The sequence below is a fragment of the Paraburkholderia sp. SARCC-3016 genome (genome assembly GCF_031119615.1).
Classification (GTDB): domain Bacteria; phylum Pseudomonadota; class Gammaproteobacteria; order Burkholderiales; family Burkholderiaceae; genus Paraburkholderia.
The window spans coordinates 53642-77940 of the sequence record NZ_JAVHZD010000027.1 but is presented as its reverse complement, the minus strand read 5'-3'; the positions used below and the strand labels follow the sequence as shown (position 1 = coordinate 77940).

The window sequence follows — 24299 nt, the reverse complement described above, 5'->3', positions numbered from 1 at the left end:
CGTCTTTCTATCGGCGGATCGCATTAAGCCAGTCGAGTGACGCCCGTAATACAACTCGCATCGCAGGAGGCCATGATCATGAAACTTTCGCTGGACTATGTGCGCGGTGTGCTGGCTTTGTGCGCGATGCTGGGCGGCGTGCTGCCCATCTGCGGCGTCCTGATGCCCATCACGGCCAGCGCGCAAGGAACGGTCAAGCTTTCGAAGCAGCAACTCGATTCGTTGACTGCGCCCATCGCGCTCTATCCCGACGCGCTGCTTGCCCAGGTGCTGATGGCCGCGACCTTTCCCGACGAGGTTCAGGCAGCGGCGCAATGGTCGAAGGCGAACCCTCAGCAGAAAGGCGACGATGCCGTGAAGGCCGTCGCGTCGAAACCATGGGATCCGAGCGTGCAGTCGCTCGTCGCGTTTCCGCAAGTGCTCGCGACCATGGCATCGAAGCCGGAATGGGTGAGCCAGTTGGGCGATGCGTTTCTCGCGCAGCCGAACGACGTGATGAATTCAGTGCAACAACTGCGCAAGCAGGCGCAGCAGGCCGGCCATCTGAAGTCGAACGAACAGCAGAAGGTGGTTGTGGATCAGGACACGATCCAGATCGAGCCGGCAAACCCGCAGATCGTGTACGTGCCGACCTATAACCCGACCGTGGTCTACGGGCCGTGGCTGTATCCGGCGTATCCGCCCATGTACATTCCGCCGCCTCCCGGCTATGCGCTGGCGAGTGGATTTGCGACGGGACTCGCTTTCGGCGCCGGCATTGCCGTGACGAACGCGTTGTGGGGCGGCTGCAACTGGCACACGGGCAGTGTCAACGTCAACGTGAATCGCTACAACAACCTCAACGTCAATAACCGGCTCAGCACGGCCAGCGACACGGCCAACTGGAACCGCAACGCCAACTTCAGCAACCGCAGCGCGAACTTCAGCAGCGTTCAGCACAACGCATATCGCGGCTATGACGCGTCCCGCGAGCAGGCGATGCAAACGCTGCAGAGCCGCACGGGGGAAAACCTGTCGGGCAGTGCGAGCCAGCGCTTCCAAGACATGCAGCGAGGCGGCGGCGCCGGTTACAACGACCTGCGCAACAGTGCGCAGAACGTGAATCGCGACAATGCGTTCCGTGGAGCGGGCGACGGAAATGCCGAACGCCTCGATACGCAACGCGGTATGGACAGTCACAACACGTATGCCGCCGACAATTTCGGCGGTCGCGAATTCGGGGGCGGCGAACGATCGGGGGGCGGGGACTTCGATAGCGGCCGGTTCGGCGGCGGCGGAGGGTTCGACAGCGGCCGGTTCAGGGGCGGCGGGGGTTTTGGCGGTGGAGGCGGTCGCTTTCGCCGCTGATGCCTCGACGAGCGGACCATCAGGCAGGTCAGAAAGCAAGCCAGAAAGCGGGCCAAAGCGGACGAACAGTGAGGAGGTCTTGTCAATGATCGGATTTCGCAAACACCGTGCGCCGAGCGTCGAATGCTCGAGGCGCAATCGCGTAATCCATGCCGCACTTTCGCTCGCCGCGGCGTGCGCCTTGACGTGCGGCACCGAGGATGCGTGTGCCCAGGCCGTGTACCCGACGCCGGAAGCAGCAGCCGAGGCGCTCGTGAATGCACTTGCGGGCGGCGGACATGCGGCGCTTTCGCACGTTCTCGGCAACGACTTTCAGCGGCTCATACCCGCGCGGGATACCGGCGAAGACGACATCTACGATTTCCTCGGCGCCTGGTCCAAAGGCCACGAGATCGTGATGGATCCTGCGTCGGGCACCGGCCGGCGAACCGCGCATCTCGCGGTCGGCACGAGCGGCTGGACCCTGCCGGTTCCGCTCGTGAAGACTTCGCGCGGCTGGCGCTTCGATCCCGTCGCGGCAAGAAGCGAGATTGGCATTCGCAGGATAGGCCGTAACGAGCGCGCGGCAATGTCGACTTCGCTCGCCTATCTCGATGCGCAGAACGACTATCGCAACCTGACCGGGCATTACGCGCAGCGCCTGATGAGCGCGCCGGGCCAGCGCGACGGCCTGTATTGGCCCGCTCAATCCGGCAGTGCGCAGAGCCCGCTGGGTCCGCTCGCGGCGGCCATGCAGCAAAGCCCGTCGTCGATCGCCGCCGACGGATACTACGGCTATCACTACCGGATCCTGACGCGCCAGGGCCCGCACGCCAATGGCGGGGCGCAGAACTATGTTCAGGATGGCGTAATGAGCAAAGGCTGCGCGCTGATCGCATGGCCGGTGCGATATGGAACAACGGGCGTGATGACATTCATCGTGAACCAGGATGGGCAACTGTACCAGAAGGATCTCGGTCCGAATGCCGCGCGCAGGGCACTTGCGCTGAAGTCGTTCGATCCCGATCCTTCATGGTCGCCGGTTCGGCCTCAATGATCGTTGTTGCCGCGGCGCAGGTCCGTGCGGATACAGGTGTGCGCATGGCGTCGCGGTCCGACGAGCTGCGCGTCCCGATTGCGGACCGCCCACACGGCGTCGCTGCGACCGCCCTACGAAAACCGGTTCTTCATCACGTCCCGATGCGGGTGCGAGCGAACATGACGGGCATGTGTTCGCGGTGCGGCCCCGCGGGACAGGCTGTGTCGAATCAGGCTACGGCGGCGTGCGCCGAAGCGGCTGAGAAAGTAACGCCTGCGGCGCAATTCATGGGGCGTGGTGCCATATCGCTTACGCAGCCCGCTCAAACCGTCGCAAGCCGCGCCACATCCGCTTCGAACTGACCCGTCCAGCGCTTGACGGTGCCTGCGTCGATATCGAACAGATCGAGCACGCGCCCAAGCGTATGGTCGATCATCGATTCGAGGCTATCGGGCCGCGCATAGAATGCCGGCACGGGCGGATAGACGATCGCGCCGATCTCGGTGACGCTCGTCATATTGCGCAGGTGCCCGAGATGCAGCGGTGTTTCGCGCACCATCAGCACCACACGGCGGCGTTCCTTCAGCATCACGTCGGCGGCACGCGACAGCAGCGAACCCGTGTTGCCGGTTGCGATTTCGGCAAGCGTTTTCATCGAACACGGCGCGACGATCATCCCGTCGACGGGAAACGAGCCGCTCGAGATCGCCGCACCGATATCGGCGTTGGGGTAGTGTTTGTGAGCCAGCGCCTGAACTTCGGCCGAACGCCACTGCGTTTCGTAGGCGAGCGTCATCTGCGCCGAGCGTGTCATCACGAGATGCGACTCGATATCGAGTTCGCGCAGCATTTCGAGCAGCCGGATGCCGTAAATCACGCCCGAAGCGCCGCTGATTCCCACCACGATACGTTTGCGTCGGTTTGTCACGATCGTTCTCTTGTTTGAGCGGTTATCCCGCGTCGAGGTCCGCTTGAGAGGACATGCGTCGCTGAATGCGTTGAATATCCCCGTCTCCAGTTTGAAGGTTGCATGACGGACGTCATGCCGCTCAAACGAAATCTGTTCATGCAAGGCATGAGCGCGATTCATCGTCTCGTGCACGCCGCCGCGAGCGCGCCTCGGCGCCTCATCGGATGAAATCTGTTCATGCCTTATATGAGAAATCACCGTTTGCGACGTGAGCGGTTCTGCCTCAGTCTGCGCTGACCGTCTTGCGCGAACCGCCGCGCGCCCGCTACCTGTCGGTGTACTACGCAATAGACGATCCGCCGTAGCGCTGATTGATATTTCCCCGTTCACTTACCGGACCACCATGAAGAATTTCCCTTCATTCCAGACCCATCTGCAAGCTCTCGAAGAAAAAGGGCTCGTTGTGCACGTGCACCGAGAGATCAACAAGGATACCGAGTTGCATCCGCTGGTGCGCTGGCAATTGCGCGGCGGCATTCCCGAAGCGGACCGCAAGGCGTTCGTGTTCCACAACGTCGTCGACAGCAAGGGCCGTCGCTACGAATTGCCGGTGGTAGTGGGCGCGCTGTCGATCAACCGCGAGGTGTATTCGATCGGGATGGGCGTGCCCGTCGATCAGATCGGCAAGAAGTGGCAGCAGGCGAAGAGCAACCCGGTCAAGCCGGTGATCGTCGACGAAGCGCCATGCCAGGAAGTGTGCTTTATCGGCGATGACCTCGACGTGGACGGCCAGGGGCTCGAGCATCTGCCGATTCCGATTTCGACGCCGGGCTTCGACAACGCGCCGTACACGACGTGCTCGCAATACATCTCGGTCGATCCGGAGAACGGCGTGCAGAACATGGGCACGTATCGCGGGCAGATCAAGGGCAAGCGCCGCGTCGGCTGCAATCCGTCGATCGAAATGGGGCAGGGCATCTACCAGCACTGGCTCAAGTACAAGGCGATGGGCAAGCCGATGCCGGCCGCGCTCGTAATCGGCGGCCATCCGGCCGTATCGTTCTGCTCGGTGCAAAAGCTGCCGATCGACGTCGACGAACTCGGCGTGGCCGGTGCGATTCTCGGCGAGCCGCTGCGCGTCGTGAAATGCAAGACCAACGATCTGCTCGTGCCCGCCGACGCGGAAATCGTCATCGAAGGCTTCGTGCCGACCGATTCGCTCGAGCCGGAAGGGCCGTTCGGCGAATCTCACGGTCACGTGAACCTGCAGGAATTCAATCCGTACATGAATGTGACCGCGATCACGCGGCGCAAGAACGCACACCTCGTTTCGATCATCAGTCAGGTCACGCCGAGCGAAAGCTCGCTCGTGAAGAAAGTCGCCTTCGAGCCGCTGTTTCTTGACCATCTGCGTAACGCGCTGCGTATTTCGAGCGTCGAGAAGGTCGTCATGCACGAGCCGCTCACGAATCTGCGCAAGCTCGTCATCGTCGTCTTCAACGAAAAGGCCACCGAAACGGAGATCTGGCGCGCACTGATGGGCGCGGCTTCGTTGCAGCCGGCGGTCGGCAAGCTCGTGGTCGCGGTCAGCAACGACATCAACCCCGAAAACAGCGATGCGATTTTCTGGTCGATGAGCTACCGGATGAACGCGGTCAAGGACGTGCAGATCCTGCACGGCCGCGATACGGGCCACGGTCCGCGCACGTCGGGTGCGCAGCGCGGCGACGACGCGGTGGACGGCGTGATCCTGATGAACGCGACGCTCAAGGAAAAGCTGCCGCCGATGTCGCTGCCGACGCAGCCGTACATGGAAAACGCCAAGGCGATCTGGGAGGAGCTCGGCCTGCCGGCGCTGCGCCCCGAATGGCCGTGGTACGGCGTTTCGATGGGCGACTGGGACGAGCGAAACGAAGCAATGGCGCAGCGTGCGGTGAAGAGCGAGTACTTCGCGACCGGCGAAGAGCAGACCCGTCAACGCGTGGGTCCCGAGTGGATCAACAAGGATTCGGCCTGGTATTTTGAAGAAAGGCGCGCGGAAAAGAACGACGAAACGAGCGAGGAAAAAAACAACATGTAAGCACTCTTCTCATTTGCGCGACAGGCTGAAGGAAATGCGTGCCCCGTGTGTGTATCGAAGCGCCGTCGACTGGAGACAGCGGCGCATCGAGCGGCCGGCCGCATGCGGCGCCGTTCCTCATCGGGCCTTGCCTGCGCATTGGTTTTGCACGTCCGGCCTCACGAATAGAACGACATCAACAGGTGAGATATGTATAAAAAAGGAGGAGCGGTTGGCGCTACGCGCGTCGTCATGTTGACGCGATCGTTGGCGGCAATGACAGTGGTAGGGATCGGCTGTACGGCGGGCGGCGTCGCGCATGCGCAAAGCAGCGTGACGCTGTACGGTTCGCTCGATGGCGGCTTGCGCAATCTCGTCAACGGGACGAAAGCGGGCGGCGCCGCGCTTTCGATGGCTTCGAACGGCACGTATAACTCGAACCGCTGGGGTTTTATCGGCAAGGAGGATCTGGGCGGCGGGTACTACGTGCGCTTCAATCTCGAGGCAGGCTATGTGCTTTCGACAGGCCAGAACAACAACTCGAACAACCAGCTTTTCCAGCGCACGTCGACGGTCGGCTTTGGCGGACCGTTCGGGCAGGTCGACATCGGCCGCCAGTTCACGCTGCAGCACTTCCTGATCAAGGATTTCGAGCCGTTCGACTTTCATTATCTGGGTATCACGGAATCGACGGCCGTATCGGGCGGGAACACGGGCCGCGACGATAACGACATCAACTATCACGGCATTTTCGGACCGTGGGTGTTGCGCGGCGAAGTAGCGGTCGGCGGCGTGCCGGGCAGCGTATCGCACGGCTCGGTGCTTGCCGGCGGCTTCAATTACCGAACGCAGACGGTGAAGTTCGGTGCCGGCTATACGCATCGCTCGAATCCGCTAACGGCGACATCGAACCAGTTCTTCAGCAACGATCAGTACACGGCGGGCGGCACGCTGTCGGTCGGCCCCGTCGACATGATGGCCGGCTATTCGCTCGATATGCAGGACGTGCCGGCCGGGGCGAAGAGCAAGACACGCAACCAGTACTTGTGGGGCGGCGTGCGCTATCAGGTCACGCGGTTCTTCAATGCGACAGCTGCGTATTACGATGACACGAACCGGACGGCCGGCGTCGACGGGCGCAAGGACGTGGCGATTCTCGGCATCGTCTATCTGCTGTCCAAACGCACCGAGCTTTACGCGGACATCGACTATACGCACTTTACCGGCGTGTACGTGACGAACGCGTCGCTCAACGCCTCGGGGCATGAAAAGCAGACCGGTATCTCGTTCGGTATCAACCACTGGTTCTAGCGCTTTGGGCGGGCGCAGCGCGCGCTCGCCTTACTGTCTTTCCGCCTTCAGGCTTTAACCGAGACCACACGAAAAAGCGGCAGGAATCGCGAGATTCCTGCCGCTTTTTTGCGGCGCCAGCCGCCCGCCCAACGCGATCAGTGATCGTCGAGCGAGCCTTGCGCGTTGAAGTGCGCGCGAATCGTCTTCGTGTAGTGGAGAAATGCAGGTGTCGCCATCACTTCGAGCGGCCGCGGCCGCGGCAGGTCGATCTCGTAGATCGCCGCGATGCCGCCGGGGCGCTCGGACATCACGAGCACGCGGTCCGACAGAAACACCGCTTCCGGAATGCTATGCGTGATCAGCAGCACGGTTTTCTTCGATTCGAGCCAGATGCGCTGCAGTTCCATATTCATGCTTTCGCGCGTCATCGCATCGAGTGCCCCGAAAGGCTCGTCCATCAGCAGCACCGACGGCTCGTGAAGCAGCGCGCGGCAGATCGAGACGCGCTGCTGCATGCCGCCCGACAGCTGCCACGGGTACTTCTCCTCGAAGCCGACCAGGCCGGCCATTTCGATGAGCTTGTGCGCTTTCTGGCGTGCTTCGCGCTTCGGCATATGACGCATTTCGGCTTGCAGCAGGATATTGTCGAGCACATTGCGCCATGCAAGCAGCACGGCGCTCTGGAACACGATGCCGACGTTCTTCTGCGGACCGCTGATGGTCTGGCCCGACAGCGTCATCGAGCCCGACGAGATCGGCTCGAGCCCCGCGACCATCTTGAGCAGGGTGCTCTTGCCGCAGCCCGACGGGCCGACGATCGACACGAACTCGCGCTCGCGGATCTCGAAGTCGAGCGGCCTGAGCGCCTGCATCATGCCTTGTCGGCTGCTATAGCTTTTGCTTACGTTGCGCAACTCGATCAGCGGCCGTGCCGGCGACGCCGCGGGCGTTCGATAATGGGTTTCGTCGAGCTTCAGTACGGTGGTCATGGCGGAACGGGTCTGAATGGAGGAAGGAGAGGGACCAGGGCGTGCGGTGCTCAAGGCACGAATGCACCCGTGTAGTACTTCGCCGGCGCATTCGCGGACGCGTCGAGCTTGCTGTACTGAACGATCGACGCGACCGAACTGTCGATATTCTTTGCGCTGACGTGGAAGATCGGCTGGCTCTCCGTTTCCGGCGTCCGGTAGAACGGAATCGTCGCCTGCAGCGTGCGGATCATCGTGTCGCGCGAACCCGCTGCGGGCAGCGTTTTCAGCAGCGCGTCGACGGCCGCGGCCGGGTCTTTTTCGGCTGCGTCGACCGACTTCGCCGTGGCGCGCATGAAGCGCCTGAGCAGATCGGGATTGTCCTTGATCATGTCGTCGCGCGCGATGATGCTGAGCGTCGCGACATTGACGTCATAGTCGGCGAAGCGAATCGCGCGAGCCGGCTTTCGGGTGGCTTCTTCGACCGTGATCAGCGGGATCGTCGCGAAGCCGACCAGCAGATCGGCGTGCCCGGTGATAACCGCATTGATCGTCGTTTGCGGATTGCCGGTAATCGTTTTGAAATCGGAGTCCTTCAAACCGACCTTGTTCATGAACATCGTCCAGATCTGCGACGATGCATCGCCCGGTGCGACGGCTACGGTTTTGCCCTTGATGTCCTGCGGCGTCCTGATGTTCTTTTCCGCGAGGCCGACCACCGAGGTCGGGTTTTCCTGCATCAGCACGCCGATCGCCTTGACGGGCGCGCCCATCGCGGCCACCTTCACCATCGTGCTGAAATCGGCATAGCCGATATCGACGTTATGCGTGGCGACGGCCTGCACGGTCGGACCCGAGCCGTGACCTTCGATGAGCTTCAGGTCGATGCCTTCGGCGTCGTAATAGCCGCGCACCTTGCCGAGATAGAACGGTGCGACCGCGCCCGTGACCGTGTAATTGAGCATCATGCTCAACGAATCTTTCGCATAGGCGCTGCCGCTTGCGCAACAGAACGCGGCGAAACCGAGCGCCGCTGCCGCACGCAATAGCCGTTTTTGCTTCATATCGTCTCCTGCCTTTTATGATGTAGAAATCCAGATCGCGCGCGTGCGGCATCGCGATGCCGCCGCCGCCGTACTTCGCGTAGTACCTTGCGTACTAGTTCGCGCAGGCGCGTTACGTCTTGCCGAGCAGCCGCGCGCGATGCGACGAGTGCCACGGAATCGCGACGCGCTCGAGCATGTCGATCACGACGAACAGCAGCGCCCCGATCACGGACAGCACGACGAGCGCCGAAAAGATCAGCGGCTGATCGAAATTGCCGTTCGCGCGCTGCAGCACGAACCCAAGCCCCGAATTCGCGCCGACGAATTCGCCGACCACCGCACCGACCACGGCCAGCGTAATCGACACCTTCATGCTCGAAAAAATCGACGGCAGCGCATGCGGCAGGCTGATCTTGAAGAAGGTCTTGACCGGCGAGCTGCCCATCGATTTCGCGAGATCGATCAGGTCCTTCTCGACGGACTTGAAGCCGAGCACGGTCGAAACGACGACGGGAAAGAAGCCAAGCAGAAACGCGACGAGCATGCGCGGAAAGAGCCCGAAGCCGAACCAGACGACAAACAGCGGCGCGATCGCCACTTTCGGAATGCTCTGCGAGAACACGACGAGCGGATAGAGATAGCTTTCGATCAGCGGCGACGCGGCGACGAGCATCGCGATCGGCACACCGATCAGCACCGAGAGCGCAAATCCGCCGAGCGTCGCATAGAGCGTCGGCAGCGATTCCTGCAGCAGCATCTGCCATTGCGCGGCGATCTGCTGGCCGATCGCCTCGGGCGTCGGCACGAGGTAAGGCGGAATCTTGAACACGCGGATCACGAGATCCCACGCGACGAGCACGACGACGATCAGGAGCAGAGGACGGACCCACTGCGAGTTCAGGATTTTCCTCGTGACATTCACGGCATTAAACCTCTGTGGTGAGTGGTTGCCACAGAGATTGACCGCGTGACCGGCAGTGGGCAAACGCTAATTGTTCATGCCGAACATGAGAGAAATTCATCCGCGGCCGTTTGCATCGCCAGCTCGCAGGCCGCCTGCATCACGCAAAACGTCTCTTCGCAAGGCAATGAATAGTTTTCATATGGGGCATGAATGATCGTCGTTTGCCGCGCCAGCAGCGGCCCCGCAATATCCGCTTACCGGCTCGCAGCAGACCTCGCAGTCGATCTGAAAAGCAGATCGTTCAGACGCGCCGCGTCGAGCCAGCCTTGAATTTACCTTTCGGCCAGCGGAGCAATGCAATGAATCAACCGACCAGCCCCGATGTCGTTTCATCCCACGTCACCGTACGGGACGGCACGCGCATCGGCTACAGCCTCTACGGCGGAATGCAGAACACGGTGCGCGTCGTGCTCGTCCATTCGCTTGCGATGGACCGCCACTTCTGGACGCCTGTCGTCGAGCGCCTGCTGCCGCGCGCATCCGTGCTGGCGATCGATGCGCGCGGCCACGGATCGTCCGACAAGGTGCCGGGGCCGTACACCGTGACGCAGTTCGCCGAAGACGTATTCGACGTCGTGAGCGGAACCGGCTTTCGCAATGTGCTGATCGCGGGCGCATCGATGGGCGGGTGCGTTGCGCTCGAGTTCGCCGCGACCTATCCCGAGGCGATCGCCGCCGGACTCATCGATACGACCGCGTGGTACGGCGAGACCGCGCCGCGGGACTGGGACGAGCGCATGAAAAAAGCGGAAGCGGGCGGCATGGCGCCGCTCGTCGAATTCCAGACGACGCGCTGGTTCAGCGATGCGTTTCGTGCCGCCAACCCCGAAGTCGTGCAGCGCTGCGTCGATACGTTCCTGCGCAACGGCGTCGCGCAGTTCGCCGCGACGGGCCGCATGCTCGGCGCGTTCGACGGCCGCGCGCTGATGAAGGACGTGAAGGTGCCCGCGTGCGTGATCGTCGGCGAAGAAGACTATGCGGCGACGCCCGCGATGGCGCGCGCGCTGCACGCAGGCGTGGCCGGATCGACGTTCGTCGAGATTCCGAAGGCGCGCCATCTGACGCCGCTCGAAACGCCGGACATCGTCGCGAACGAATTGCACAAGCTGCTCGATCGCGCCGGCTGCGCGCGATAGACGCGGGATACAAGTGTGATACCGGCATGACAAACAAAAGGGAGCGCACCTGATGATTCCGTTTGAGCTCGCAAAGCCCCGCTCGCTGAGCGAAGCGATCGCGCTGCTGGATCCGGAAGACCCCGATATCCGACCGATGGGCGGCGGCACGGCGGTGATGCTGATGATGAAAGCCGGCGTGCTACGGCCGACGCGTCTCGTGAGTCTGCGCGACGTCGAACCCGAGTACGCGCAGATCGGCATCGGCAATAGCGGCGAATTGCAGATCGGCGGCCTCGCGCGGCTCGCCGCGCTCGAACATGCGCCGCTCGTGAAGGAAGGCTGGCCGATGCTCGCGCGCACCTTGCGCACACTGTCCAATGTGCGAGTACGCAACGTTGCGACGATCGGCGGCAACCTCGCGCATGCGGATCCGCATATGGACATGCCGCCCGTGCTCAGTGCGCTCGGCGCGCGCGTGACGATCAAAGGTCCGAACGGCGAGCGGACGGTGCCTGTCGAGCAGTTGTGCACCGGCTACTACGAAACCGTGCTGGCGCGCGACGAGCTGATTTCGCGCGTGATCGTGCCGCCGCAAGCGGGCCGGCCCGCCGCCTATATGAAGGTGACGACGCGCGCGTCGCACGACTGGCCCGCGCTTGGCGTGGCCGTCGTGCTCGATATGCAGGGCGCCGCGATCGGACAGGCGAGCGTGATTGTCGGCGCGGCCACCGACCGGCCGACTCGCCTCACCGAAGCCGAAACGCTCTTGCGCGGCGCCGAGCCGAACGACGAAAAGACTTTGCGTCAGGCAGGCGAAGCGGGTGCCGCGCAGCTCGACATCGTCGGCGATTCGCACGGTACGGCGAGCTACAAGAAACAGTTGCTGAAGGTCTACCTGGGCCGCGCGGTGCGCACGGCGCTTGCCGCCGCGAACTCGCGCGGTATCGCATTCGAGGGCCACGCCTAAATGAAGATTGAAACGAAGCTGGACGAACAGCCGGCGCAGAAGCAGATAGGCCGCTCACTGAACCGGCTCGAGGCGCGTTCGAAGGTTACCGGACGCGCCGACTACATTCACAACCTCGTGCTGCCGCGCATGCTGCACGGCAAGATTCTGCGCAGCACGGTCGCGCATGGAAAGATAGCCGGCATCGATACGAGCGCGGCGCGCGAGTTGCCGGGCGTATTCGGCGTTTATACCGCGCAGGATATCGTCAAGGTGATTCCGGAGCCGTATTACGGACCCGCGTTTCACGACCAGCCGATCCTCGCGCTCGAGAAAGTGCGCTATATCGGTGAACCGGTCGCCGTCGTGCTCGCGACCGATCCGCATATCGCGGAGGAAGCCACGCATCTGATCATGGTCGACTACGAGGACATGCCGGCCGTGTTCGACGAAGTGCAAGCCGCGCAATCGGACGACGTGCTGGTTCACGAGTTTCTGCGCCCCGCAGGCACCTTTCCCGATCTCCAGCACCTGGCCGGCCGCAAGGGCACCAACGTCGCGCTCGATTACAGGCTGCGGCGCGGCGACGTCGAGGCGGCCTTCGCGAGCGCCGCGCATGTCTTCGAAGATACGTTCAGGACGCAGCAGGTGATGCATACGCCGCTCGAGCCAATGGTTTCGGTGGCCGAACCCGATGCGGGCATGGGCACGCTGACCGTGCACACGGCTTCGCAAAGCCCATCGTTCGTGCGCATCGAAATCGCGCGTCTGCTCGGCTGGGACGAAAACCGCGTGCGCGTGAAATCGGCGCTGCTCGGCGGCGGATTCGGCGCGAAGCTGTATATCAAGGTCGAAGCGCTTGTCGTGGCGCTCGCGCTGCTCGCGAAGCGGCCCGTGAAAGTGTCGCTGACGATGGAAGAGCAGTTCTTCACGATCACCAAGCACGCGACGACATTCCGCATGAAAACGGCCGTGTCCGTTGACGGACGCATTACCGGGCGCAAGTGCGAAGTATGGTGGAACGGCGGCGCCTATGCCGATATCGGCCCGCGTGTGACGCAAAAGTCGGGCTTCACCGCAACCGGCCCGTACGATATCGAGAACGTCTGGATCGATTCGTACCAGGTCTACACGAACCTGCCGCCGGCGGGCGCCTTTCGCGGCTTCGGCATCCCGCAGATGGTGTGGGCCTACGAGAGCCACGCCGATATGATCGCGCGCGCGTTGCAGATCGACCCTGTCGAATTCCGCCGCCGCAATCTTCTGCGCGAAGGACGCATGCATCCGACCGGTACGACGATGCACGACGCGGCCGTCGATCTCGTGCTCGAGCGCGTCGCCGAGCGGATGAACTGGAATGCGCCGTTCGAGCGCGGCACCGGCACGTTGCGGCGCGGCCGCGGCATCGGCGTCGGTTTCAAGGCGCTCGTCGCACCGACCACGTCGATGGCGATGATCAGCCTCGCAGGCGACGGCAGCTGCACCGTCTATTCGAGCACGGTCGATATGGGACAGGCATCGGAGACGGCCATCGCGCTGATGGCGGGCGAGGTGCTCGGCATTCCGGCCGAACGCATCAGGGTGATGCGCCCCGACACGGACGTGACGCCCTACGACATGGCGACGCTCGGCTCGCGTTCGACGTTCCATATGGGCCATGCGGTGCGCCTCGCCGCCGAGGACGTGAATCGCAAGATCGCGGAGCTGGCCGAAGAACTCGGCGTGCCGACCGTGCCTGCGATGCGCGCGGGCGAACTGCTGCGTCGCAAGTACAAGATGCAGGCCGGCAATATCGTCGGGATCGGCAGCTTTATTCCGGACTACGAGTCGCCGTCGCACGAGACGGGCCAGTCCGAAAACATCACGCCGAACTGGATGGTCGGCGGCTGCGGCGTCGAGGTCGAAGTCGATACCGAAACCGGGCATTTCAGGTTGCTGCGTTTCGAGAACGTCGTCGATTGCGGTACGCCGATCAATCCGAAAGTGGTCGATACGCAGATTTCGGGCGCCGCGATCATGCAGCTCGGCATTACGCTGTTCGAACGCATGGAGTTCGACGAAGCAGGCCAGCTGCGCAATGCTTCGTTTGCCGAATACAAGATTCCCGGGATCCACGATATCCCCGCGAAAATCGGCCGGGAAACGGTCGAATCGGTGCAAAACAACGGGCCGTTCGGCGCGAAGGGCGTCGGCGAGAGTTCGACGTTCGGCGTCGCGTCCGCGATTGCCGAGGCGATCGAAGATGCAGTCGGCGTGCGCCTCAAATCGCTGCCGCTGACGCCCGAGAGTGTCTATCGCGCGCTGTGCGCGGCGCGCAACGAACCGCTAGCAGAGGAATAACGATGAGCGCTACCTCCGTCCTGATCCATTTCACGCTGAATGGCGAACCGGTCAGCGCCGAGATCGAACCGCATCAAACCATTCTGGAAGTGCTGCGGCAGCAGTTCACGCTGTATGGCGCGCGCGAAAGCTGCGGGCAAGGGCTGTGCGGATGCTGCACGGTGATCGTCAACGGCGAGAGCGTGTCGGGCTGCCTCTATCTGGCCGCAATGGCCGACGGCGGCGAAGTCAGCACCGTCGAAGCGCTCGATGCGAACGGCGAACTCGATGTCGTGCAGCAGGCATTTATCGAATGCGGCGCATTTCAATGCGGGTTTTGCACGTCCGGTTTCATTCTGATGAGCAAGCAACTGCTCGATCGCAACCCCGACCCGAGCGAAGCGGAAATCCGGCATTACCTGTCGGGCAATCTTTGCCGTTGCGCGGCCTATCCCGAGATTATCGAAGCCGTGCAGCTCGCGGCGCAGCTGCGCAGGTCGAAGGCGGTGGCCGTGTAGCGGATGCGCGTCCGACGCGCCGCGCACGGCGCAATACAATAACGAAGGAGACAGGACGATGCATCAACCTCTCGAGCGGCCGGGCGGCGGCACGCCGCTGCATGCGTCAAACGATGCGGCCGGGAATGTGGTCTGGTACCGGTCGATCAACGGGCAGCAGTGGCGCGCGCTCGCCGCATCGAATCTCGGCTGGTTCTTCGACGGCTACGAAACCTATGCGCTGATTCTGACGGTGGGCGGTGCGCTCGGGCAGTTGCTCGAGCCGTCGCTGCGTGGGCAGATTCCGTTCTATGCCGGCCTCGTGATTGCCTTGACGCTGCTCGGCTGGGGCATCGGCGGCCTGATCGGCGGCGTGCTGACCGACTATATCGGCCGCAAGCGGATGATGATGCTGGCGATCCTCGCGTATTCGCTCACCACCGGCTTGAGCGCGCTGTCGTGGAACTGGGCGTCTTTTGCGGCGTTGCGCTTCATTGTCGGCCTTGCAATGGGTTCCGAATGGGCGACCGGCACTGCGATGACCGCCGAAATCTGGCCGGACGGCCACCGCGGCAAAGGGGCGGGCCTGATGCAATGCGGACTCGGTACCGGCTTCTTCGTCGCATCGCTCGTATGGCTTTTTATGAGCGGCGCGGGCGAACATGCATGGCGCTACATGTACGTGATCGGCGTGCTGCCGGGTCTCGCCACGCTGTGGATGCGCGCCGGAATTCCGGAATCCGAACAATGGGAACGCGTCGACGCGCATCGCAAGGCGACGCTCGCACGCAAGCGCGCGGGCGCGACGCTCGACGAACGCGAACAGGCGCTCGCGCGCTTCACGCTAGTCGATCTGCTCGGAAACCCGAAACTGCGGCGCCGCACGTGCATCGCCATACTGATGTCGCTTTCGACGACGCTCGGCTGGTGGGGCATTTCGACATGGGTGCCGCCGTATATCGGTTCGGAGGCCGCGCGCGCGGGCATGTCTGCGGCGACATGGGCAAGCTTCGCGGGCATGGCTTATAACGTCGGTGCGATTGCCGGCTATATCGGTCTCGGTTTTCTCGCCGACGCCTACGGCCGCAAACGCATTACATGTCTGTTCTTCGCAATGGCGTTCGTGCTGACGCCCGTGCTTTTCATGTGGACGCACGATCTCGTGCCGATGCTCGTCATTTGCTGCGTGACCGGCTTTTTCAGCCTCGGGCAATATACGTGGATGCCGACGTGGCTGCCCGAGTTGTACCCGACGCGTGTACGCGGCACGGCTATCGCGTTGTGCTTTAATGTGCCGCGCTTTCTCGCGTGGACCGGACCGCTGATCGCCGGCACGCTGATCGCGCGTTTCGGCGGTTACGGTCATGCGGCGGTAACGGTCGGTTTTATTTATCTCGTTGGTCTCGTGCTGGCACCGTGGTTGCCGGAAACGCGAGGGCAGCGCTTACCCGAAGAGGTCTGAACCGTGAACTTTATTTTTACCGACAAGGTGCCGGCGCCCGGCGGTCATTATTCGCAGGCCGTGCAGGCCGGTGGCTTCACGTTCGTTTCCGGCATGCTGCCGGGACCGGGCGTGGCGGTCGACGGGCCTGAAAACTTCGCGCGTCAGGTGCGTGCGACGCTGCAGCATTGCGAACGCGTGCTCGAGGAAGCAGGCTGCAAGCTGACCGATGTCGTGCAATGCACGGCCTATATCGTCGACGTGAATAACTGGCCGGAATTCAATCGGCTCTATGCGGAGCATTTCGGCACGCATAAGCCCGCGCGGGCGGTGGTGCCGGTGCCGGAGCTGCATCACGGTTTTCTCGTCGAGTTGCAGATGGTTGCTTATCGGCTCGCGCCGTAATAAATGAAGCGGCGACGTGCGATGAATCGCCGCCGGTTCGCTTACTCGAACTCCGGCTCCGACAGATCCGGCGGCATACTGACGCTGCGCCACCATTGCTGGCGCAGCGCATCGCGCAGAATCTTGCCGCGCGAGCTGCGCGGCAGCGATGCGACCACGAATACGTCTTTCGGCACCTTCTCGCGTGCGAGGCGTGCCCCGCAGTGTGCGCGCAACGCTTGCGGATCGACAGACGCACCAGGTTGCGTCACGACGAAACATACGGTTTCCTGACCATATACAGGGTCCGGCACACCGAGCGCGGCGACGTCTTGCACCTCGGGATGCGCGCGCAGCACATCTTCGATTTCCTGCGGCACGATCTTCACGCCGCCGCGAATGATCAGGTCGTCCATGCGGCCCGACATGCGGACAAAGCCTTCGGCGTCGCGTGCCGCGACATCGCGCGTGAAAAGCGGCGCACCGCGTATCGCGAGCATCGACCCATCCCTCTGCAGTACGCCGAGCGCCAGCTTCGCACCGTCGACCACGACTTGCCCTTCCGCGTCGGGCGCGCACGAAACACCCTCGGAGTCGACGATGTCGAAGCGGATATGCGCGGCCGGATAACCGACCGTGCCGATCTTGCGGCGCTGCGAACGGTTGCCGCACATCCAGCCCGCTTCCGACGAACCGTACAGATTGAGAATGCGGATGCCGTACTGCTTTTCGAAGCGTGCCCACTGAACCGGCGAAAGCGGTGCCGTGCTGCACGTCATCGCACGCAACGACGCAAATGTATCGGTCGCGGCATCGAGCGGCGCCTCGAGCAGCAGGTTGAGCACGGTCGGCACGCCGGCGCTGACCGTCACCCGGTTCTCGCGGACCCAGTTGCCGAACTGCCTGCGCGAAAACTTGCGCGCGATGCAAAGTGTCGAGCCCAGCTGGAGGAACGGCATCAGGCTCAGGATCTGTGCGGAGTACCAATCGAACGAACGATATTCGAGCGTGCGGTCGTCGCGGGTAAGGTCCAGCAGGTCGATGCTGTCGAGACCGTTGAGCCAGTAGCATGCGTGATCGTAGACGACGATCTTCGGAATGCCGGTCGTGCCCGATGTGCAGCACAAGGAGGCAATATCGTCGATCGCGCAGACGCTTTCGGCGTCGGGCAGCGGCAAGGCATCTTCGGCGGCTTTATCGCTTTGGGCGGCGGCGGGCGCGAGCGTCATCATGCCCCGACTGGCGCGTTGCGTGCCGGTGCGGCTTTGCGCCGCGCCGAATCCGCCTGCGGCAAAGCGTACGATCGGCGCCGCCGTCATAGCGGAAAGCAAGCCGCCGTCTTCGTCGGGGCACACCACGAGACCCGGAGCGAGCGTTTCCAGCAGCTTGCGCGCGGTCTCGTTGCCGACAAACGGAACGTCGAGCGGACATACGACCGCGCCGAGCCGCCAGGTGCCGAGCCACAGCACCAGCTTGTCGGGCGCCTCGCAGTTTGCGAGCACGACGCGCGTACCCTTGCGGACACCGTGCCGTGCGAGTTGCCGCGCAATACCGTCGACGCGGCAAGCGAGCTGTTCGAACGTTACGCTGACGCGCCGCTCGACATCGACGATCGCGTCCTTCCCCGGCGTTGCGCGCCTGTGCTCGTCGATCATGGCCGCGACGGTGCGCCAGGGCGGGTCGGCTACCGCTGGACTGTCGCTCGACATGAACTCAGCAAGGGGAGTCGGCCGCGACGACGGCGGCCGACGCATGCGTCGCGGAGCGCCCCGCGTGCTCATCCTGCTCATTGTGCCCGTTGTGCCCGCGCTTCTCTCCGAGCCGCGCGAGCGCCCATTCGCGGAACAACTCGACCTTCTTCGTGCGGGCCTTGTCGATCGGCGAGGTGACGAAGTAGGCCGAACTCGACGGCACGCGCACGTCGAACGGCGCGACGAGCCTGCCGCTCGCGAGATCGCCGTTGACGAGCGGCGTGCGGCCGATCGCGATGCCCACGCCGTCGACGGCCGCCGCTAACGACGTGAGCTGCAAGTGAAACACCGATTCGCTCGCGAATTCGACGCCTCCGTGCACGGCGGCCTCGAGCCAAGCGGGCCAGTCGTCCTGATACATCGAGTAGAAGTAGGTGCGAATCTGCCGCATGCGCGACAGGCAGTCGGCGATCGAACCGAACTTGCCCGCTTCGGCGAGCACCGCGGGCGAACACACGGGAAAGAATTCTTCGCCGTGCAGCCGGTCCGCACGCGTCGACGCCCAGCGGCCCGAACCATAGCGAATCGCGACGTCATAGCTGTTGCGCTCGAACTCGTTGAAGGTCGAACTGGTCGCGACATGCACGGTAATGTCGGGGTGCGCGCCTTGAAATTCGGGCAACGCGGGAATCAGGCATTTGACGGCGTAGGTTGGCAGGCAAGTGACCGTGAGCACCGTGCTCGGCTTTTTCTTGCGCGCGTGCGCGGTGGCGATCGACAGCAGATTGATCGCCTCGTGCACGGAATTCAGATACTCGCGCGCGGCGGGCGTGAGCGTGAGCACGTTGCGGCGCCGCACGAACAGCTTTACTTCGAGCCGGTCTTCAAGCGTTTTGATCTGGTGGCTGATCGCCGTTTGGGTGAGTTCGAGTTCCTGCGCCGCGCGTGTAAAGCTCAGGTGCCGCGACGCGGCTTCGAACGCAAGCAAGCTCTGCAGAGAGGGAATGTAGGGTCTCATTCAATGAGTCAGCGCAGTGCAGGATCACTGATGCGGATTCTAGCGGGTTTCACAAGGGTGGGAACGCGAACAGGACAGCATCGGATGCTGCGATGATCGGCCCGTTGGCGGCCGCGAGGAAATGAAACTTTTTCATGAGGGCATGAAAAAAGTTAGTTTGCGCGCGGTGAAAGCACTCATGCACTCTTGGCCGGTCAAGCACAGCGTCGTCGATTGGCGCGCGCGAATCAATCATTACAAACCCGGAACAATCAATGACGACCGGCAAGGAAAAGGCCCGGCGCCTCGCGCGCGGGCAGGGTCAGGCGATCGCGCATTTCGGTGCACAGTTCGGTGCGCAGCTTGTTGTGCAGCTCGGTGCGCAGCTCAGTGCGCAGCTCAGTGCGCCGTTCACGCGGCGACGCGCTGCGCGGTACGTGGCGCAACCTGACGGCTTGGTGCTGTCGGCAGCCGCCCGGCGGCCTGAACCGCTCAACCTCGGGTCCACCGGCCGGTCTGCTGGTTGAGCGGAGGAACGGTTGTGGAGATCGACGCGCTCGAAAATCCGTTCCTCGCCAGCCTCGGCATGACACGCATCGAATGGCGTGAAGGTTACGCGGAATTCCATCTTCGTTTGCAACCGGGCATGCTGAACCGCCAGCGCGTGCTGCAAGGCGGCGTCGTCGCGACGCTGCTCGATGCGGCTTGCGGCTATGCGGGTCTTTACAGCGCCGATCCGCAACGGCCGATACACGGCGTCACGTTATCGCTGACGCTCAACTTCCTTGACAAGGGTGTCGGGGATACGCTAATTGGAAAAGGCTTTCTCGAACGCAAAGGGCGATCGATCTATTTTGCGCGCGGCGAAGCGTGGATCGATGCGACGACGTTGATTGCAACCGCCCAGGGCACCTTCAAGTACGCGGGCGGCTATGGACGGCGCGAGCCGTTGCATGCGCCGCGCGGCGAACTCGACTAATCTCGCGTTGCATGAATCCTTCTCATCCCCGCTATGAACGATGGTCGCTTGCGGCTGCTTGCGCGTTGCTTCAATGTTGGGGAGGACAAACAGGAGACACAGGACGTGAAACAAGGCACAACAGCGAGCACGACAGCGGACACCCCCCGGAGCGCCGCTACCGATGCGCTCGATCTGCGCACATGGCTCGAAGAAGCACGCGCGCTCGGCGAACTGACCGACGTGGCGGGCGCGGACTGGAATCTCGAGCTCGGTGCGATCAGCGAACTGAATGTGAAGAAAGCGCGGCCGGCCGCGCTGCTGTTCGACGATATTCCCGGCTATCCGCAAGGGCATCGCGTGCTGACGTGCAGCACCGCCAGCCCTGCGCGTCTGTCGTCGATTCTGCGCGTCGGCCGCGAAGACACGCATCGCGGACTCGTGGAAACACTGCGCGGCAAGCCTAAGCAATGGCAGGCGCACGCGCCCGAATACGAGCCCGTGACGGTAAGCAACGGTCCCGTGTTCGAACACATTCAGGCGGGTGACGACGTCGATCTGTTTTCGTTTCCCGCGCCGCTATGGCATGAGAAAGACGGCGGCCGCTACATTGGCACCGGCTGCATGGTCGTGACGAAAGACCTCGACTCGGAGTGGATCAACGTCGGCACGTACCGCGTGATGATTCACGACCGCAATCACGTCGGCCTCGACATGATTCCGGGCAAGCACGGCGCGATTCAGTACGACAAGCATATGCAGGCCGGCAAGCCGTTTCCGGTGGCGATCGTGATCGGATGCGATCCGCTCGGCTATCTGATTTCAGGCATCGAAGTGCCGTTCGGCATGTGCGAGTACAACTATATCGGCGCGATTCTGAAGAAGCCGGTAGCGGTGGTCGAAGGTCGACTGACCGGGCTGCCGTTTCCGGCCGCCTCGGAGATCGTGATCGAAGGCTATGCGCATCCGGGCGACGTGAAAATCGAAGGACCGTTCGGCGAGTTTCACGGCTATTACCCGGGCAAGGCCGAAACGGCGCCGGTCGTGACGATCGAGCGCATCTACCATCGCAGCAACCCGATCATCATGGGCAGCCCGCCTGCGAAGCCGCCCAACGATTATTCGTATTCGAAAGCGGTGATGCGCTCGGCGCTGCTCGTCGATGCGCTGCAGGCCGCGGGCGTGCCCGATGTGGCCGGCGTGTGGGCGCACGAAATCGGCGGTGCGCGCATGTTCAACGTCGTGTCGATCCGCCAGCGCTACGCGGGTCATGCGCGTCAGGCCGCGCACATACTGAGCCAGTGCGGCGTCGGCGCATACATGTCGCGCTATTCGATCGTCGTCGATGACGATATCGACCCGGCGAACCTGCAGGAAGTGATGTGGGCGGTCGCGACGCGCACCGATCCCGACATCGATATCGACATCGTCAAACGCGGCATGGGTTCGAAAAACGATCCGATGTCGATCGCGAATCCGTACAAGGCGCCGTTCAACTCGAAGGCGATTATCGACGCATGCCGTCCTTTCGACTTCCTCAAGGAATTTCCGGAAGTCGCAGAAGCGAGCAAGGAATTGCAGCAAAAGACGCGTGCGAAGTGGCAACACATACTCGGCTGACGAGCAGATCGGCTAAGGAGAAATACACATGGAACTGACGGGCGAACAGATTTTGCCGCTGCCTCGCGAACGCGTATGGGCCGCATTGAACGACCCTGAGATCCTGAAGGCGGCGGTGCCCGGATGCGAGTCGTTCGAACGCGTCGAAGATAACCAGTTTCAGATGGTGATGGCCGCGACGGTCGGGCCGATCAAGGCGCGCTTCAAGGGCAGGATGGTGTTGACCGATTTGCAGCCGCCGAACTCGTACTCGCTGACCTTCGAAGGCTCGGGTGGCGCGGCGGGCTTCGGCAAAGGCGGCGCGCATGTCGACCTTGTGTCGGAAAGCAGCGGCGCGACGCGCCTCGTGTACCGGTCGCATGCGCAGGTCGGCGGGCGGCTCGCGCAGGTTGGCGGCCGTCTGATCGACGGCGTGGCGCGCAAGATGGCCGAGGAGTTTTTCGGGCGCTTCACGGCGGCGCTGATCGGGTCGGCAGAGCAGGGTGCGGTCGGTTCGGTTTCGGGTTCGTCCGCGGCATCGGGTTCGAGTGGCGCGGCGTCGGAGCGAAGCATGCCGCGAGGCGGTGCCGGAGCCGGCGCTGCCGCTGTCGCGATCGGTCATCCGCAGACCGGTTCCGGATCGGGCGGCAAGGCATGGGCCTGGGCATTGGGCGCGGCCGTCGTCGTCGCATTGATCGCGGTGTACGCGATGCATCGATAACAACAAGGGCGCACGCGGGTGCCCGGCAAAACCATGGAGACAAAAAATGCAGGAGGGCAACACGCTGCACCGCGCCGTGAGGTCGGTCGACACCGGCGCACACGTCGCGCAGACGGCGATGGATGCCGCGAGCGCGGCGCTCGTGCGCAGAGTCGAAAGCGTGCCGTTCTCGCGATGGCACCGGCGCGCACGCATCATCGTCGGCAGCGCGACATTCTTCGACGCCTTCGACGCGCTGTCGATTGCATTCGTGCTTCCCGTGCTGATCGGCTTGTGGCATATCGAGCCGCTGCAGATCGGCATTCTGATCGGCGCAAGTTATGTCGGGCAGTTTATCGGCGCGCTGATATTCGGCTGGTTTGCCGAGCGCCGCGGGCGCATTCGCAGCGCGACGATCTCGATCGCGATCATGTCGGTGATGAGCCTCGGCTGCGCGTTGAGCGGCAGCTTTCCGATGCTGCTCGCGTGCCGGTTCATTCAGGGCATCGGCGTCGGCGGGGAAATGCCGGTCGCGGCGACTTATATCAGCGAGCTGTCCAATGCGCACGGCCGCGGCAAGTATTTTCTGCTTTACGAACTGATCTTTCCGCTCGGACTGATGGGCGCGGGACAGATCGGCGCGTGGCTCGTGCCGCTGGTCGGCTGGAAAATCATGTTCTGGATCGGCGCCGTGCCGGGACTGCTGATCGCAGTGCTCGTGTCGCGCTTGCCCGAATCGCCGCGCTGGCTCATTGCGAAAGGCCGGCTCGCTGAAGCAGAAGCGATCGTCAAGGAAATGGAAGCGAGCACCGACAGGCGCATTGCGCCGACGGCGGCGAAGCAGCCGGCGCATGCGGGCTCCGGTTCACGCGGCAGCGTATCGAAAAATGCGCGCGCCGGCTGGCGCGAACTGCTGTCGCCGTTTTATCGCAGCCGCACGTTGATCGTCTGGGTGCTGTGGGCCAGCGCGTTTTTCATTGCGAACAGCCTGAACAACTGGCTGCCCACGCTGTATCGCTCGGTCTATCACTTGCCGTTGCAAACGGCGTTGCGCGCGGCGTCGATGACGAATGTCGCGCAGGTCGCGTTGCTGCTGGTGTGCGCGTATGTGATCGATCGTGTGGGCCGCCGTAACTGGACCGTGTCCGCCTTCTGCGTCGCGGCCGTGCTGTTCGCATGCCTCAGGTTTTTCGGCGCGCACGACGTATGGAGCGTGATGGTGCTCGCCACCGTCAGTTACGGCATCGTCGGTTCGGTTGCGGCCGTGCTGTATCTGTACACTCCCGAGGTGTATCCGACGCGGATGCGTGCGACGAGTACGGGCCTTGCGACGTCATGGTTGCGGCTCGCGTCGGCGGTCGGTCCGTCGCTCGCGGGCTTGCTATTGCACAAGCACGGTATCGGGTCGGTCTTCTCGATGTTCGCGCTCGTCGCGGTGGTCGGCGCGATCTGCGCGCTCAAGATGACCGAGACGCGCGAGCGCAGCCTCGAAGAGATTGCGCCGTGAGATTCGATGGGTAGCCATCTTTCGTTCGACGAACCAGGATGCGTTGCAATGACGGCAAAGCTGAATCCGAAGCAACAGATCTCCGTGACGGGCACCGGATAGGGCGCAACCGGCGCGTCGTGTAACCGGCTGTCATCGAGCGCGCGTGTGGTTTCGACGCGCGCTGCAGCCGTTCGTCGCGCCCAGGCGGTAAAATCGGGGTTTACGCTACAACCCCCGACGGGAGACCGCCATGAAAGTAACGAAAGCTTCGGTGCTCTGCGCCATCTGTCTGCTGCCGCTCGGCGCTTATGCGCAGTCGAATGCGCCGTTGACGCGCGAGCAGGTACGGCAGGATGTGGTCGCCCTGCAAATCGCGGGCTACAACCCGTCGACGTCGGATTCGACCGCGTACCCGGAAAACGTTCAGGCGGCGCAGCGCCGCCTCGACACGATGAGATCCGACGGCGCGTACAACAGCATCGCGTCCGCGGCGAAAATCACCGGGTCCGGACGGACGTTCTATCAGGGCGACGATACGCAGTAAGAGCGCCGTAA

At 63.0% G+C, this 24299-nt stretch carries 22 protein-coding genes; 16 read left to right on the top strand and 6 right to left on the bottom strand.

All coding sequences use genetic code 11. The annotated features are described in order from the left end of the window. Window positions 1–78 precede the first annotated feature (78 nt). Window positions 79–1347, top strand: a complete 1269-nt coding sequence (locus QYH69_RS25255) for a DUF3300 domain-containing protein (protein ID WP_374992498.1) — start codon at window positions 79–81, stop codon at window positions 1345–1347. Between the two features lie 85 nt (window positions 1348–1432). Next, the gene (locus QYH69_RS25250; RefSeq protein ID WP_308834461.1) at window positions 1433–2383 is read left to right on the top strand and encodes a DUF2950 domain-containing protein; all 951 of its coding nucleotides are present in this window, start codon (window positions 1433–1435) and stop codon (window positions 2381–2383) included. Window positions 2384–2687: 304 nt separating this feature from the next. Here the strand turns inward: QYH69_RS25250 and QYH69_RS25245 are convergent, their stop codons facing one another. Then, a complete protein-coding gene (locus tag QYH69_RS25245) occupies window positions 2688–3293 on the bottom strand; it encodes a UbiX family flavin prenyltransferase (protein ID WP_374992497.1) in 606 nt (201 codons plus the stop codon). Between the two features lie 385 nt (window positions 3294–3678). Between QYH69_RS25245 and QYH69_RS25240 the strand changes: the two genes are divergently transcribed. Then, on the top strand, window positions 3679–5355 hold the full coding sequence (locus QYH69_RS25240; RefSeq protein ID WP_308834460.1) for a UbiD family decarboxylase: 1677 nt from the start codon (window positions 3679–3681) through the stop codon (window positions 5353–5355). Between the two features lie 255 nt (window positions 5356–5610). Further along, entirely contained in the window at window positions 5611–6645 is a 1035-nt protein-coding gene (locus tag QYH69_RS25235) for a porin (RefSeq protein ID WP_308834459.1), read from the top strand. Between the two features lie 137 nt (window positions 6646–6782). Here QYH69_RS25235 and QYH69_RS25230 read toward each other — a convergent pair whose 3' ends face one another. The 3 genes from QYH69_RS25230 to QYH69_RS25220 all read right to left on the bottom strand — a co-directional run bounded on the left by QYH69_RS25230 (window position 6783) and on the right by QYH69_RS25220 (window position 9563). After that, window positions 6783–7616, bottom strand: a complete 834-nt coding sequence (locus QYH69_RS25230; RefSeq protein WP_308834458.1) for an ABC transporter ATP-binding protein — start codon at window positions 7614–7616, stop codon at window positions 6783–6785. Window positions 7617–7666: 50 nt separating this feature from the next. Continuing rightward, window positions 7667–8659, bottom strand: a complete 993-nt coding sequence (locus tag QYH69_RS25225) for an ABC transporter substrate-binding protein (RefSeq protein WP_308834457.1) — start codon at window positions 8657–8659, stop codon at window positions 7667–7669. A 112-nt stretch (window positions 8660–8771) separates the two neighbouring features. After that, window positions 8772–9563, bottom strand: a complete 792-nt coding sequence (locus tag QYH69_RS25220; RefSeq protein WP_308834456.1) for an ABC transporter permease — start codon at window positions 9561–9563, stop codon at window positions 8772–8774. A 341-nt stretch (window positions 9564–9904) separates the two neighbouring features. Here QYH69_RS25220 and QYH69_RS25215 point away from each other — a divergent pair, with 341 nt between their 5' ends. From QYH69_RS25215 to QYH69_RS25190, 6 genes are read left to right on the top strand one after another with little or no spacing between them, the layout of a single operon-like run. Continuing rightward, the gene (locus QYH69_RS25215; RefSeq protein WP_308834455.1) at window positions 9905–10741 is read left to right on the top strand and encodes an alpha/beta hydrolase; all 837 of its coding nucleotides are present in this window, start codon (window positions 9905–9907) and stop codon (window positions 10739–10741) included. A 52-nt stretch (window positions 10742–10793) separates the two neighbouring features. Then, window positions 10794–11690 (top strand): xanthine dehydrogenase family protein subunit M, encoded by an 897-nt coding sequence (locus tag QYH69_RS25210; protein WP_308834454.1) that lies wholly within the window; start codon window positions 10794–10796, stop codon window positions 11688–11690. Next, window positions 11691–14009 carry a xanthine dehydrogenase family protein molybdopterin-binding subunit gene (locus QYH69_RS25205; protein WP_308834453.1) on the top strand — a complete coding sequence of 773 codons (2319 nt, stop codon included), beginning with the start codon at window positions 11691–11693 and terminating at the stop codon, window positions 14007–14009. A gap of 2 nt (window positions 14010–14011) precedes the next feature. Continuing rightward, window positions 14012–14506, top strand: a complete 495-nt coding sequence (locus QYH69_RS25200; protein ID WP_308834452.1) for a 2Fe-2S iron-sulfur cluster-binding protein — start codon at window positions 14012–14014, stop codon at window positions 14504–14506. A 58-nt stretch (window positions 14507–14564) separates the two neighbouring features. After that, entirely contained in the window at window positions 14565–15947 is a 1383-nt protein-coding gene (locus QYH69_RS25195) for an MFS transporter (protein ID WP_308834451.1), read from the top strand. 3 nt (window positions 15948–15950) lie between these two features. Next, window positions 15951–16331 carry a RidA family protein gene (locus QYH69_RS25190; protein WP_308834450.1) on the top strand — a complete coding sequence of 127 codons (381 nt, stop codon included), beginning with the start codon at window positions 15951–15953 and terminating at the stop codon, window positions 16329–16331. Window positions 16332–16372: 41 nt separating this feature from the next. On the opposite strand, the gene QYH69_RS25185 is transcribed toward QYH69_RS25190, so the two are convergent. Both QYH69_RS25185 and QYH69_RS25180 read right to left on the bottom strand, forming a co-directional pair. Continuing rightward, window positions 16373–18019: a class I adenylate-forming enzyme family protein gene (locus QYH69_RS25185; RefSeq protein ID WP_308834449.1), complete on the bottom strand. Its 1647-nt coding sequence runs from the start codon at window positions 18017–18019 to the stop codon at window positions 16373–16375. Window positions 18020–18023: 4 nt separating this feature from the next. Next, the gene (locus QYH69_RS25180) at window positions 18024–19019 is read right to left on the bottom strand and encodes a LysR substrate-binding domain-containing protein (protein ID WP_308834448.1); all 996 of its coding nucleotides are present in this window, start codon (window positions 19017–19019) and stop codon (window positions 18024–18026) included. A 254-nt stretch (window positions 19020–19273) separates the two neighbouring features. Between QYH69_RS25180 and QYH69_RS25175 the strand changes: the two genes are divergently transcribed. From QYH69_RS25175 to QYH69_RS25150, 6 genes are all read left to right on the top strand, one after another. Beyond that, window positions 19274–19525, top strand: a complete 252-nt coding sequence (locus QYH69_RS25175) for a hypothetical protein (RefSeq protein WP_308834447.1) — start codon at window positions 19274–19276, stop codon at window positions 19523–19525. Between the two features lie 14 nt (window positions 19526–19539). Next, complete coding sequence (locus tag QYH69_RS25170; protein ID WP_308834446.1) at window positions 19540–19977, top strand: PaaI family thioesterase; 438 nt, start codon at window positions 19540–19542, stop codon at window positions 19975–19977. Window positions 19978–20082: 105 nt separating this feature from the next. Next, a complete protein-coding gene (locus QYH69_RS25165; protein WP_308834445.1) occupies window positions 20083–21576 on the top strand; it encodes a UbiD family decarboxylase in 1494 nt (497 codons plus the stop codon). A 28-nt stretch (window positions 21577–21604) separates the two neighbouring features. Further along, a complete protein-coding gene (locus QYH69_RS25160) occupies window positions 21605–22276 on the top strand; it encodes a carbon monoxide dehydrogenase subunit G (RefSeq protein WP_308834444.1) in 672 nt (223 codons plus the stop codon). A 46-nt stretch (window positions 22277–22322) separates the two neighbouring features. Next, window positions 22323–23762, top strand: a complete 1440-nt coding sequence (locus QYH69_RS25155; protein ID WP_308834443.1) for an MFS transporter — start codon at window positions 22323–22325, stop codon at window positions 23760–23762. Window positions 23763–23994: 232 nt separating this feature from the next. Continuing rightward, window positions 23995–24288, top strand: a complete 294-nt coding sequence (locus tag QYH69_RS25150) for a DUF4148 domain-containing protein (RefSeq protein WP_308834442.1) — start codon at window positions 23995–23997, stop codon at window positions 24286–24288. The last annotated feature ends 11 nt before the right edge of the window (window positions 24289–24299 follow it).